The sequence below is a fragment of the Bacillus swezeyi genome, assembly GCF_030908325.1.
Lineage (GTDB): Bacteria > Bacillota > Bacilli > Bacillales > Bacillaceae > Bacillus > Bacillus swezeyi.
The window spans coordinates 567,998-580,602 of the sequence record NZ_CP133085.1 but is presented as its reverse complement, the minus strand read 5'-3'; the positions used below and the strand labels follow the sequence as shown (position 1 = coordinate 580,602).

11 protein-coding genes and 1 pseudogene are annotated in these 12,605 nt (G+C 42.0%); 5 read left to right on the top strand and 7 right to left on the bottom strand.

The genetic code is table 11. The annotated features are described in order from the left end of the window. Positions 1-3: 3 nt before the first annotated feature. Positions 4-1,419: an MDR family MFS transporter gene (locus RBH91_RS02605; protein ID WP_307893380.1), complete on the top strand. Its 1,416-nt coding sequence runs from the start codon at positions 4-6 to the stop codon at positions 1,417-1,419. Positions 1,420-1,749: 330 nt separating this feature from the next. On the opposite strand, the gene RBH91_RS02600 is transcribed toward RBH91_RS02605, so the two are convergent. Both RBH91_RS02600 and RBH91_RS02595 read right to left on the bottom strand, forming a co-directional pair. After that, on the bottom strand, positions 1,750-2,088 hold the full coding sequence (locus RBH91_RS02600; RefSeq protein ID WP_223831685.1) for a winged helix-turn-helix transcriptional regulator: 339 nt from the start codon (positions 2,086-2,088) through the stop codon (positions 1,750-1,752). Next, positions 2,071-2,412, bottom strand: a pseudogene (locus RBH91_RS02595) (winged helix-turn-helix transcriptional regulator); the annotation flags it as partial. The pseudogene RBH91_RS02595 and the gene RBH91_RS02600, both read right to left, overlap by 18 nt. Before the next feature lie 171 nt (positions 2,413-2,583). Between RBH91_RS02595 and hxlA the strand changes: the two are divergent. Both hxlA and hxlB read left to right on the top strand, forming a co-directional pair. Beyond that, the gene (gene hxlA / locus RBH91_RS02590) at positions 2,584-3,216 is read left to right on the top strand and encodes a 3-hexulose-6-phosphate synthase (protein ID WP_076761185.1); all 633 of its coding nucleotides are present in this window, start codon (positions 2,584-2,586) and stop codon (positions 3,214-3,216) included. A 4-nt stretch (positions 3,217-3,220) separates the two neighbouring features. Further along, a complete protein-coding gene (gene hxlB, locus RBH91_RS02585; protein WP_307893379.1) occupies positions 3,221-3,778 on the top strand; it encodes a 6-phospho-3-hexuloisomerase in 558 nt (185 codons plus the stop codon). A gap of 269 nt (positions 3,779-4,047) precedes the next feature. On the opposite strand, the gene RBH91_RS02580 is transcribed toward hxlB, so the two are convergent. Genes RBH91_RS02580 through RBH91_RS02565 form a run of 4 tightly spaced genes read right to left on the bottom strand, consistent with a single transcriptional unit; the run spans position 4,048 to position 7,657 of the window. Continuing rightward, the gene (locus RBH91_RS02580; RefSeq protein WP_307893377.1) at positions 4,048-4,998 is read right to left on the bottom strand and encodes a siderophore ABC transporter substrate-binding protein; all 951 of its coding nucleotides are present in this window, start codon (positions 4,996-4,998) and stop codon (positions 4,048-4,050) included. Between the two features lie 10 nt (positions 4,999-5,008). Then, positions 5,009-5,770, bottom strand: a complete 762-nt coding sequence (locus tag RBH91_RS02575; protein WP_307893376.1) for an iron ABC transporter ATP-binding protein — start codon at positions 5,768-5,770, stop codon at positions 5,009-5,011. Further along, complete coding sequence (locus RBH91_RS02570; protein WP_307893375.1) at positions 5,770-6,714, bottom strand: iron chelate uptake ABC transporter family permease subunit; 945 nt, start codon at positions 6,712-6,714, stop codon at positions 5,770-5,772. Before RBH91_RS02570 ends, RBH91_RS02575 begins: the two co-directional genes overlap by 1 nt. Next, positions 6,704-7,657 carry an ABC transporter permease gene (locus tag RBH91_RS02565; RefSeq protein WP_307893373.1) on the bottom strand — a complete coding sequence of 318 codons (954 nt, stop codon included), beginning with the start codon at positions 7,655-7,657 and terminating at the stop codon, positions 6,704-6,706. Before RBH91_RS02565 ends, RBH91_RS02570 begins: the two co-directional genes overlap by 11 nt. A gap of 281 nt (positions 7,658-7,938) precedes the next feature. On the opposite strand from RBH91_RS02565, the gene RBH91_RS02560 reads away from it, so the two are divergent. Together RBH91_RS02560 and RBH91_RS02555 are read left to right on the top strand one after the other, a co-directional pair. After that, positions 7,939-9,300 carry an aspartate kinase gene (locus tag RBH91_RS02560; protein WP_307893372.1) on the top strand — a complete coding sequence of 454 codons (1,362 nt, stop codon included), beginning with the start codon at positions 7,939-7,941 and terminating at the stop codon, positions 9,298-9,300. A gap of 141 nt (positions 9,301-9,441) precedes the next feature. Beyond that, positions 9,442-11,160: a HAMP domain-containing methyl-accepting chemotaxis protein gene (locus tag RBH91_RS02555; protein WP_307893371.1), complete on the top strand. Its 1,719-nt coding sequence runs from the start codon at positions 9,442-9,444 to the stop codon at positions 11,158-11,160. 439 nt (positions 11,161-11,599) lie between these two features. Here the strand turns inward: RBH91_RS02555 and RBH91_RS02550 are convergent, their stop codons facing one another. Beyond that, positions 11,600-12,289, bottom strand: a complete 690-nt coding sequence (locus RBH91_RS02550) for a hypothetical protein (protein WP_307893370.1) — start codon at positions 12,287-12,289, stop codon at positions 11,600-11,602. Positions 12,290-12,605: the final 316 nt, after the last annotated feature.

Below are 12,605 nucleotides of genomic sequence, written 5' to 3'. Positions count from 1 at the left end.
CACATGAATACAGAAACTGAACAGCACACATATAATCGAAAAATCATCGTAGGTTTGCTTTTGGCTGGAGCGTTTATCGCGATTTTGAATCAAACGCTTTTAGTGACCGCACTGCCGCACATTATGTCAGACTTGAACATAGATGCAACAAAAGGACAATGGCTGACGACAGCGTTCATGCTGACGAACGGCATTCTCATTCCGATTACCGCCTTTTTAATTGAGAAGTTTTCAAGCCGCGCGCTCGTCATCACAGCGATGAGCATATTTGCGGCCGGAACGGTCGTCGGCGCGATTGCGCCTAACTTCCCTATTCTCTTGACTGCGCGGATTATTCAGGCCGCAGGCGCCGGGATTATGATGCCGTTGATGCAAACGATCTTTTTAACGATTTTCCCGGTTGAAAAACGCGGATCAGCGATGGGAATGGTCGGCTTGGTCATCGCCTTTGCCCCTGCCATCGGGCCGACACTGTCAGGCTGGATCGTCGACAGCTTTACTTGGAGATACTTATTCTATATTATTTTGCCAATTGCACTTATTGACCTTGTACTGGTCATCATACTGATGAAAAACGTGACAAAACTGAGAGAAACATCTGTGGACATTCTTTCCATTATCCTGTCCAGCTTAGGCTTCGGCGGATTGCTATACGGATTCAGCAGCGCCGGTTCAGACGGCTGGGGAAGCCATACCGTTGTCACTTCATTTATCATTGGCGCCATCGCCTTACTCTTCTTTATCATCAGACAAATGAAGATCGAAAGACCGATACTCGAATTCCGCGTTTTCCAATCATGGACATTCAGCATCACTACGTTTTTGGGAATGCTCGTCTTTGCATTAATGATCGGTACGGAAACGATTTTGCCGCTATATACACAAAACGCTAGAAGCGTTACAGCTTTTGATTCCGGTTTGATGCTGCTTCCCGGAGCGATCGCAATGGGCATCATGTCTCCGATCATCGGCAGGATTTTTGACAAGATCGGCGGCAAAGGCCTGGCCATCATCGGTTTTGCCACCTTGCTGTTAACAACGATTCCGTTTGCGGATCTGAAAATCGATACATCACTCACATTCATTGTCGTGATTTACACGCTGCGGATGATCGGTACATCAATGATTATGATGCCGCTGACAACGGCGGGCATCAACGCACTGCCGAATCATCTCATCCCGCACGGTACGGCAATGAACAATACGATGCGCCAGATCGGCGGATCTATCGGTACAGCTGTTTTAATCTCGGTCATGAGCAGTTCGGCCAAAAACGCCAGCACCTCAAGCCCGATAAACGCAATGATTCACGGAATGAACTCAGCCTTTATCGTTGCAGCTGTTTTGGCGCTGATCGGGTTTATTCTCTCATTTACGCTGAAAAAGAAACCGCAGAAACAGGAGCAGCCGGCGCGCTGAATGCTTAACACCAGTTCAGATTGAACTGGTGTTAAATTGTTGACAAAATCCTAAAACGATTTAAAGTTTTAGGATTTTGTCATTTTTACTTTTAAATGTGATAACGGCGGCGTTCAGGCAGGGCGATGAAGAGAAGAAAAGCTGGATAATCGACAGTGAAGAAGATGATGATATGGTAAGCAAAGACGTAGAAAAAACGAATTTTTAAGAGAGTAGGACATGGCCTCTTTATCGATTATCTATGGGAAAATATATAGTATTTTATTGGTTGAATTAAAAAAGGGGGAGTATAACCTGTGGTATGCTGCTCCTTTTTTAATTCAACCAGCGTCATTCAATTCCACAATGTTGTTCCATATAATTGCGCCCCCAATCTTCTAATGCTTTTAGAATTGGAAATAGACTTTCACCTTGTTTTGTCAAGGAATACTCTACTTTAGGGGGAACAACTGGATATACTTCCCGATGAACGAGTCCGTCTTCTTCAAATTCCCTAAGTTGAGTCGTCAACATTTTCTTCGTTATTTTAGGAATTAGTTTTCTAAGTTCTCCAAATCGCTTTGTTCCTTTTAAGCCTAAATGACATAAAATAATGAGCTTCCATTTACCCTCTATCACAGACAATGTGACTTTCTTCTCAGAATACATGCCGTCATCCTTTTCCGTCATATGTTCTAAATGTTTTTTTCCCCAGTCATATAACATATCTAGAATGGGCAATAAGCTTTCCCCTTGTTCTGTTAAGGAATACTCTACTTTAGGAGGCACAACACGATATACTTCTCGATGAACGAGTCCGTTTTCCTCTAATTCTCTAAGTTGATTCGTTAACATTTGTTGTGTGATTTTAGGTGTTAATTGCTTAAGCTCGCAAAAGCGTTTTGTCCCTTTTAAACCTAAATGACATAAAAGAGTAAGTTTCCATTTCCCCTCTAGGATAGACAATGTTAATTCTTTTTCAGGATATATTCCTTTGAGTGTTTTAGTAATCATCCAATCCCTCTCTCTTGCATTAGTCTATTTTAAGATACTATATCAGAAAAAAGTGCCTACTTACATAGATAAAGTTTTGTCTCTATTATAGATTATGACAGATTTTCATTAGGAAGCCTTAAGTGATTTGATAAAAATCTGCCTAAATAAAATAGTAGGAGGCAATAATCAATGAAATTACAATTAGCGTTAGATCTTGTCAACATTCCGGAAGCGAAGGAAGTAGTCAAAGAGGTAGAAGAACATATTGATATCGTAGAGATTGGTACACCAATTATTAAAATTGAAGGCCTTAAAGCTGTGAAGGAAATAAAAGAAGCTTTCCCCGGATTGCAAGTATTGGCTGACTTAAAAACAATGGATGCTGCAGCGTATGAAGTACAGAAAGCTTCTGAAGCAAATGCGGATATCGTTACGATTCTAGGTGTGGCTGAAGATGAGTCGATTAAAGGTGCTGTTGAAGAAGCGAAAAATCAAGGGAAGAAGGTTCTTGTTGATTTGATCGCGGTGAAAGATATCGAAGCACGAGCAAAAGAGCTGGACACATTCGGTGCAGATTACATTTGTGTACATACGGGTTATGATCTTCAAGCCGTTGGCAAGAACTCATTCGAAGATCTTCAAACAATAAAACGTGTTGTTAAACATGCTAAAACAGCTATCGCTGGCGGAATTAAACTAGAAACACTACCAGAAGTGATCAAAGCCCAACCGGATTTAGTTATTGTTGGTGGAGGAATTGCTGGACAAGCGGATAAAAAAGCTGTTGCAGCAAAAATGCAAGAAATGATTCAGCAAGGTTAATACGATGAAGACCACTGAATTTTTACAAGAAATCATGAAAGAGCTAAATCATTCAGTAGACTTAATCGCTGATGAGGAAGCTGAAAAATTAGCAGACGAAATTCTTGAATCCAAAAAGGTCTTTGTAGCTGGAGCTGGCAGATCAGGGTTTATGGCAAAATCCTTTGTTATGCGAATGATGCATATGGGGATCGACGCTTATGTTTTAGGTGAAACGGTGACCCCGAACTTTGAAGAAAATCATATTTTAATTATCGGATCAGGTTCAGGAGAAACGAAGGGTTTAGTTACCATTGCCGAAAAAGCAAAAAGTATTGGCGGAACCATTGCCGCTGTTACATTAGTGCCAGAATCCACGATTGGAAAACTTGCTCATTTTACGATTCAACTACCTGGGGCAACCAAAGACCGAACCGATAGCGATTATAAAACCATTCAACCAATGGGGTCACTATTTGAGCAAACCCTTTTGCTTTTTTATGATGCAGTTATCTTAAGAGTTATGGAGAAAAAGGGATTAGATACAAATAAAATGTATGGAAAACATGCCAATCTAGAATAATTGCAGGGCGTCCGCCTTCTTTGTACACTCGTCAAAGAGCTGATCGTCCAACTGGTCGACCATTTCGCTCACAACATGATTCTCTGGAATGAGACCGGAAAAATCCATACTGCTTTTAAGCCAGCCTTTTGGGTACAAAAAAAGCGCCTTCTATCGTTTAAGGTTTTGTTGTGGTAACTTTATTTTAAACGATTGGGCGATTTTTTTGTGTCTTTTTTTATGTAAAGTGCACAAAAAAGCAGCCGGACCTTTGCCGGCTGCCTGCTTGTTTATTTCAAACCGTTTTCGATTTCCTTCGTCATTTCAGACACAGACTCAAGACCGCCGCCTGACAAGTACCAGTAGCCAGGGTCAAGGTATGTGATATGTCCGTTTTTATACGCGTTTGTTGATTTTACAATGTCGTTTTCGATCACTTCTTTAGCTGATCCTTTTTCACCGATGGCAGCGCTCCTGTCAATGACAAACAGGTAATCCGGATTTTTTTCTGAAATATATTCAGAAGAGACGCTTTGGCCGTGAAGGGAAGCATCGATATTTTGATCAGCAGGTGCAACGCCGAGCACGTCGTGGATCAAACCGAATCTAGAGCCGCTTCCATAAGCGCTGATTTGTTTATCGCTCGTCAGGACGACCAATCCTTTTCCGCCTTTTTCTTTCGACAATTTATTGACTTTCTCTACTTGGTCATCAATTTTCGCAAGGGCATCTTTCACAGCATCTTCTTTGCCGAAGATTTTTCCGATGCTTTCGGTATTTTCTTTAAAGCTTTCCATGTAGTTTTTTTGGTCAAGCTGGATGTCGATCGTTGGAGCAATCTTTTTAAATTCGTCATATTGTTCAGACTGTCTGCCTTCGATGATGATCAAGTCAGGCTCAAGCTCTGCAATTTTTTCAAAATCCGGCTCTTTCAGACCGCCGACACTTTCATATTTGCTATCTTTGTATTGTTTAAGATATGAAGGAAGATTCTGTTTTGGAAGACCGACAACACGATCACTCAGTCCCAGTTCATCCAATGTATCAAGCATTCCGAAGTTGAAGACAACGACTTTTTTCGGATTTTTCGGGAATTCTGTTGTATCGCTGCTATGTTTAATCGAAACCGTTTCTTCTTTTTTTGAATCAGATTTTCCATCAGAATCCGCAGATTTGCTCCCGCACGCCGCAATGACGAGCACTGTTATTAACGCCATGAAAAATAATGATAGTTTTTTCATTACAATCACCTCATCCTTTAAAGTAAACACAGATTTTTTGATCTCCGATTTGCTGAATCGGGATATCCATATCATAGATTTCTTTCAGCACCGGCGTCTGAATGATATCTTCCGTCGGCCCCTCTTTTACGATCCGCCCGTTTTTCAGGGCGACGATCCTGTCTGAATAAACCGAGGCAAAGTTGATGTCATGAATAACAATGATAATCGTTTTGCCAAACTTTGCGACGAGGTCTTTCAGAAGTTTCATAATATCTACAGAATGTTTCATATCAAGGTTATTCAATGGTTCATCCAGCAAAATATAGTCGGTGTCCTGCGCGATGACCATCGCGATAAACGCCCGCTGGCACTGACCTCCGCTCAATTGATCCAAATGTTTATATTCAATGTCTCTCAGTTTCATATATTCGATCGCTTCATCAACGTATCTCCAATCCTCTTTCGTCAGTCTTCCCTGTGAATAAGGAAATCTTCCGAAGCTGACCAGCTCTCTGACGGTCAGCCTGACGTTGATCTGATTGGACTGCTTTAAAATGCTGATTTTTTTAGCCAAGTCATTGCTTTTGTATGCACTGATTTCTTGGCCGTCGATCAGGACTTTCCCCGAATCCATGCCGATCAGCCTGCTGATCATGGAAAGCAGCGTGCTTTTACCCGCTCCGTTCGGACCGATAAAAGATGTGATTTTCCCTTTTGGAATCGCCAGCGACGTCGTCTCGACAACGGTTTGGCCTCCGTACTGTTTATTGACATGTTGAACTTCTATCATCATTTACGCTCCTTCAGCAGCAGGTAAATAAAATAAATCCCGCCAATAAAATCAATGATCACAACCAAAGTCACCGTTAAACCAAACAGCTTTTCAACCATGAACTGACCCCCGACAAGCGCGATGATGCTGAACAAAACCGCTCCTGGAATCAGGATGCTGTGCTTATATGTTTTGAACACTTCCCTCGCCACATTGACAACGAGAAGCCCCAAAAAGGTGATAGGTCCGACAAGCGCGGTTGATACAGAAACAAGCACGGCGATCACGATCAGCATTTTCTTCACGGTCCGGTCATAATCCACCCCAAGATTGACGGCCTGATCCCTGCCGAGCGACAGCACATCGAAGTACGGATTAAACCGCCATGCATAGGCAAGAACCGCCAGAATAATGACCGAGGCGAGCCATAAAATGTCCGTATTCAAATTGTTGAAGCTGGCAAACATCTTGCTTTGGACGACCTGGAATTCGTTCGGATCAATCAGCATCTGCATAAAGGAAGACAAACTTCTGAACAAAGTGCCGAACACGATGCCCACAAGCAGAAGCAAAAAGATGTGCTTCCCTCCGCGGCGGAACATCAGGGCGAACAGCGCAAATGAAAAGCAGACCATCAGGCCCGTCGATAAGAGAAAGTTGCCGATCTTCCCAAGGTCGGCCAATTGCGCAGCACCGAAAAAATAAATAATGGCCGTTTGCAAGAGCACATAAAGCGAATCAAGTCCGAGAATGCTGGGCGTTAAAATCCTGTTGTTTGTGATCGTCTGGAAAATCATCGAAGAATATGCTATCGCTGTACCCACGATGATAATAGCCAACACTTTGGTCAGTCTTCTCGGCAGGGCATATTCCCAGACGGACGGCAGGCCGTAAAAAAGGAATAAGCCGATGCAGACAGCTGCGATGATGATCAGTACGAACATTTTTTGTTTATGACGCATAGGCTTTTCTCCTTAAAAGCAAATAAAGAAAAACGCCGCTTCCAATGATGCCGACCATCAAGCCGACAGAAATTTCATACGGATAGATGACGAGCCGGCCCAAAATATCACATATCAGGACAAAAACGGCGCCGAGCATTGCCGTATGAGGCAGACTGTTTTTCAAATGGTCCCCGCGGTAGATCGAGACAATGTTTGGAATGATCAGACCCAGAAATGGAAGCGTGCCGACCGTCAGAATGACGACGGATGAGATAACAGATACAATGATCAGCCCGATATTGATGACCCGCTTATAATTCAGTCCCAGATTGACGGCAAAGCTTTCCCCCATCCCGGCCACGGTAAATTTGTTGGCGAAAAGATAGGCAATGATAACGAGCGGGATACTCAGGTATAAAAGCTCGTACCTCCCCTTCATGATCAGCGAGAAATTCCCCTCAAACCATGCATTGACGTTTTGAATGAGATTATACTGATAAGCCATGAAAATGGAGATGGCGCTGACAACGCTTCCTAGCATTAAGCCGACAAGAGGGATAAATACGGCATCTTTAAACTTGATTCTGTCCAAAATTTTAACAAACAGAAAACTGCCAATCAGTGCAAAAACAAAGGCAAACAGCATTTTTACAAAAATGCCGGCGGAAGAAAAAAGCAAGATGGCTATGATGACGCCGAGTCTCGCCCAATCCATTGTTCCGGCTGTAGTCGGTGAGACAAATTTATTGCGCGTCAGCTGCTGCATCATCAATCCGCAGATGCTGAGGCTCATTCCCGCGAGCACAATGCTGATCATACGCGGAATCCGGCTTATGTAAAGCGTTTGGATTTCATCCTCATTCAATTGAAAAAGATCGAGAGGCGACAATTCCTTAACGCCGATGAAAATAGAACAGAAAGAAAGAATGATGAGCAGTAGCAATAAATACCGTAATTTCATGCTGCAAAAGCCTCCTTGCACAACAAAAACATACCCCTCGCGCCGAGCGCTAATGATTATCATTATCAATAAGGGCCTTTCATTATATTATCATCTTTTCACACATAGTCAATATGATCAATCTAGATAAAACGCGGACTTGAAGCGATTTCTCACGATAAAGTCCTCCTCAAAAACACATTTGTTTATTCAGAAAAGAAAAACCTTGATTCTTCTCGTAAAAAGCGTGATAATAAAAATTAAATTTATTGTGAAAATTTAAACTTTAGGAGATGTCATGAATGAAAGTCGTTAAATTTGGCGGCAGTTCGTTAGCAACAGGGGCTCAGCTTGAAAAGGTTTTTCAAATCGTCATTTCTGATCCTGAGAGGAGAGCTGTCGTCGTATCAGCACCCGGGAAACGGCATGCACAAGATACGAAAGTCACTGATCTGTTAATTGCCTGCGCCAAGCAGTATTTATTATCAGGAGAAGCGCCAGAGCTTGTTAAAACAATTGTTGGACGATATGCCGACATCGCAGTGGAGCTGGGACTTCCGGAAGATGTGATCGATCTCATCCATTCCGACCTGCTTCATCTGCTTGAAGGTGAGAAACAAGACCCCGACCGCTATATCGATGCGATAAAAGCAAGCGGAGAGGATAACAATGCCAAGCTGGTGGCTGCTTATTTCCGGCATCGGGGTGCTGAAGCCCATTATGTCAGTCCAAAAGATGCCGGGCTTTTCGTTACGAGTGAACCGGGGAACGCCCAAGTGCTGCCCGAATCGTATGACAATTTGTTTCGGCTGAGACAGCAGGAGGGCATCATCGTATTTCCGGGCTTCTTCGGTTTTAACCAGGAAGGCGAAGTCATTACGTTCTCGCGGAGCGGATCAGATATTACGGGCTCCATTTTGGCCAACGGCTTAAAAGCGGAGCTGTATGAAAACTTCACGGATGTTGATGCCGTATATTCCGTCAACCCATCGATCGTTCCCGATCCTAAAGAAATTCGCGAATTGACATATCGGGAAATGCGCGAGCTGTCCTATGCCGGCTTTTCCGTCTTTCATGATGAAGCTCTGATTCCGGCCTTCCGCGCACGTATTCCGGTTCAGATCAAAAATACGAACAATCCGGCTGCAGAAGGGACAAGAGTCGTCGCAGAGCGTGACAACACCAATGGCCCAGTCGTCGGAATCGCCAGTGACAGCGGCTTTTGCAGCATATACATCAGCAAATATTTGATGAACCGCGAAATCGGATTTGGGCGACGCGTTCTGCAAATTCTTGAAGATGACGGGCTGACATATGAGCACATCCCTTCAGGCATCGATGATATCACGATTATTTTAAGGCAGGATCAAATGGATGAAGCGATTGAACAACGGATCGCCAAGCGGATCAAGGAAGAATTGGATGCCGATGAAGTGACAATTGAACACAATATTGCCTTAATCATGGTGGTAGGCGAAGCGATGCGCCATAATGTCGGAACAACAGCGAGAGCGTCAAAAGCGCTGTCTGAGGCCCATGTTAACATCGAAATGATCAATCAGGGCTCATCAGAAGTCAGCATGATGTTCGGTGTCAAAGAAGCTCAGGAAAAACAGGCCGTCCGCGCTTTATATCAAGAATTTTTCGCAAAAGTACTTGTTTAAACCCCTTTTTTATGGGGTTTTTTTGTTGTTAGAACATAGTCCGCTCCCTTAACTTGGATATTGCACATTTATTATAAATGTCTTCAAAAGCAATTTAAAAAAGCCGATAGTATGAGTAAATAAATAATGGGAGCAAAACATATGAAACTACTTAAAAATATAAAGATCAGAAGTAAGCTGTTTATCATTATCATCATTTCGGCGCTTGCTTTGTCGATAGTCGGCATCCAGGGGATCAGAGGTTTAAGCAAAATTTCAAAGGGTTCGGAGATTATCTATCAAGAGCAATTAATCCCCAATCAATTATTTGCAACATTAAGAGCGAACAACCTTGAACTTGATACGTACAATTTTGAATTGATGGTGACGAAAGACAACAGCCGAAATGAAACACTGCAAAAAAACATTGACGAAAAAAACGAAGAAAACACGGCCGTCATGGAAGAAATCGATCAGCTGAATTTAGCTGGAAGTCTATCAGAGAAATACGAAAGCTTCAAAAGCGAATACACGGAATTACAGAACATCGGCAAACAGATGCGCAGCTTGGCGATGGATAATAAAAACAAGGAAGCATATGACGTTTATCTAAAAGATATGGAGCCTCAAAGAGAAACCGTCAGCCATCTAATCGAAGAGATCCAAACCTTAAATTCCGAAAGCGCAAAAACCATCTATCAGCAAGATTCTAAAGAAGCCGGTTCGATCATCATGCTTCTCATCATTGTGATGGCTGCCTCCCTTGTCTTATCCGTCTCTATCGGCCTTCTGATGACAAGACTGATCGCAAAGCCGATTAAAGATATTCAGGCATTATTTGCGCAAACGGAGCAAGGCGATTTTACAGTTGAAGGAACATATCAATCGAAAGATGAATTGGGATTGTTAACAGCATCGTTTAACAAAATGGTAACAGGCGTTCGCGCGATCATTGAGACAGTTGGCGAAACTTCTCATCAAGTCGCTTCATCATCTCAGCAGCTAAGCGCCAGCGCGGATGAAAGCACGAAAGCCAGCGAATACATTTCAACGACAATCCAAGAGCTTGCAGCAGGCTCAGAACAACAGGCGGACAGCGTAGAAAACAGCAGAACCGTTATTAAAGGAATGACGGAATTCGCCGGAAGGATTTCTTCCAATGCCGAAAAAGCGGCCGCAACCGCTGACCAGACGGCGCAGATGTCGCTTGAAGGCACGAAAGCCATTAATAAAGTCAGCGTTCAGATGCAGTCTATTAATGAAACGGTGGTCTCCCTCTCAGAAGCATTTAAACATTTAACAGAGCGCTCCAATGAAATCGGGAATATTACCGAAGTGATTACGAGCATCGCTGAACAAACGAACCTGCTTGCTTTAAACGCGGCAATCGAAGCCGCCCGTGCGGGAGAACAAGGAAAAGGCTTTGCCGTTGTCGCGGATGAAGTCAGAACATTAGCCGAACAATCGGCCCGTTCCGCAGAACAGATTACAAAATTGATTGCCATCATTCAAAATGATACGAAGCAAACGATGAACACGGTCATTTCGGCAACCGGCGAAGTCAAAGAAGGACTCGTTGTCGTCAATGAAGCCGGAGGCGCTTTCCACAAGATCGAGAATTCGATAACAGAGGTCGTCACACAGATCAATGACGTGACAAACTTAGTGAAAAACCTGACGGCAGGGACAAGTGAAATTGAAACCGCCATTACCGGCGTCAAAGAAGTAGCCGAGACAGCGGCGGAAAGCACGCAAACGGTTAGTGCGGCGACCCAGGAGCAGCTTGCTTCAATGGAGGAAATCGCCGCCGCGTCGCAAATCCTTGCGCAAAACGCCGAAGAGCTGCAGCACCTGATCCAGAAATTCAAAATTAAAGATTAACAAAAACCCGCCAGACAGCGTCTGGCGGGTTTTTACAGATAGTGACTCATATCCTAAAATGATTTTTAGTTTAAGGATATAAGTCACATCCTTTCAGCTTGCCCTTGCCCCGCAACTTTGTAGTCCTATGCGGAGAACTAACACAAGTCAGACAACGAGTAACTTTTTAGAAAGTAATATAAATTTAATTTTAAATTATGGCCGTATCAAAAAACGAAGTATATACCCAATGCAATTATTGTTTGAATTAAAGAAACTATAGCTAAAGAAACAAAAGGAGATTTAAGCTTTCTTATATATGTATCATAAATAACATTAACAACTAGAAAACAGCCATAACCTATAATTGTTTCAAGTATTAACATTTTATTAAATCCCTCCATAAAAAATAATATCGAAAGGCCTTGAGCTCTCAAGACCTTTCATATTTTAGTTCTAATTAATAATCGAATTTCGCTCTTAAAACCCTGTATGTCCCTGAACCATATAAGCCAATATCAATATAGCCATGATATTTTACTGCTTGAAAAAGAGCTGTGAATGTGCCTTTACTCACTACTTTAATATAACTAGGATCTATCTTGTAAGCCTTAACACTATCAGAGGCGCTATAGGGCCAACCTGTTTGTGCATCACATTGATAAGAATACCCTTTTACTACAGCATTTCCTTTTTTGTTTTTGCCATAGGTGAATGTACCAAAGGTTCTCATAGTAAATTGATATGCAAAACCCTTCATAGTAATTCGATGAGAGTAATTTTTCTTTTTATTAGCTTGTGTAGTGAAATCCTTGGTTGAAATTGAATTAAGCTCTTGGGTTTCAAGTATAACACTTCCATATAAATCTTCTTCACCAATATTTTCTTCGACACTGATCTCTGTTTTACCTGTTTCGAGTTGTTTATTCACTTTAATCCTTGCCTCTTCTAAAGCCTTATTAGCCAGTTCAAAGTATTTTTTTTCAGTTATTTCTTTTTTTCCTTTCTTTTTCAACTCTTTATTTAACTTTTCAATTGGTTTTAATTGCTCCCCTTCTTGTTTCTCTTTAGCATTAATTAAGCTAGGCTCTATAACAATTAATCCTAGGATCATTATTAAAGATATTACAGTTACAATAAACTTTTTCATGATACTCACCCCTAAAATTTTCAATTAAATATGAGTCGGCCAACTCATTTACATAATTCTACAATTATTTTAAATACCTTTCTTTTCTTCCTCAAATTCACAAATAATTCAAAAGGTATATTTTTTTCTTTTTTATACGGGTCTTTAAAAACTCCAATCTTCTTTTTTGATTCTCTAAGGCTATTAACTGTGAGAAATATAAGTCCAGAATGATATAGTTATAGGCCAAATCATAAAAATGGGTTAAGTAAGACTTCTTTTATTTCAAGGCCTGTTTCATGTTAAGAGTAGTTCGGAGACAGACTATACATAAGGC

Bases quoted from the DNA above. Each gene is read 5' to 3' on its own strand.
- RBH91_RS02605 (WP_307893380.1), top strand. From the start codon at position 4: ATGAATACAGAAACTGAACAGCACACATATAATCGAAAAATCATCGTA.
- RBH91_RS02600 (WP_223831685.1), bottom strand. From the start codon at position 2,088: ATGACGGAAAAGGATGACGGCATGTATTCTGAGAAGAAAGTCACATTG.
- hxlA (WP_076761185.1), top strand. From the start codon at position 2,584: ATGAAATTACAATTAGCGTTAGATCTTGTCAACATTCCGGAAGCGAAG.
- hxlB (WP_307893379.1), top strand. From the start codon at position 3,221: ATGAAGACCACTGAATTTTTACAAGAAATCATGAAAGAGCTAAATCAT.
- RBH91_RS02580 (WP_307893377.1), bottom strand. From the start codon at position 4,998: ATGAAAAAACTATCATTATTTTTCATGGCGTTAATAACAGTGCTCGTC.
- RBH91_RS02575 (WP_307893376.1), bottom strand. From the start codon at position 5,770: ATGATAGAAGTTCAACATGTCAATAAACAGTACGGAGGCCAAACCGTT.
- RBH91_RS02570 (WP_307893375.1), bottom strand. From the start codon at position 6,714: ATGCGTCATAAACAAAAAATGTTCGTACTGATCATCATCGCAGCTGTC.
- RBH91_RS02565 (WP_307893373.1), bottom strand. From the start codon at position 7,657: ATGAAATTACGGTATTTATTGCTACTGCTCATCATTCTTTCTTTCTGT.
- RBH91_RS02560 (WP_307893372.1), top strand. From the start codon at position 7,939: ATGAAAGTCGTTAAATTTGGCGGCAGTTCGTTAGCAACAGGGGCTCAG.
- RBH91_RS02555 (WP_307893371.1), top strand. From the start codon at position 9,442: ATGAAACTACTTAAAAATATAAAGATCAGAAGTAAGCTGTTTATCATT.
- RBH91_RS02550 (WP_307893370.1), bottom strand. From the start codon at position 12,289: ATGAAAAAGTTTATTGTAACTGTAATATCTTTAATAATGATCCTAGGA.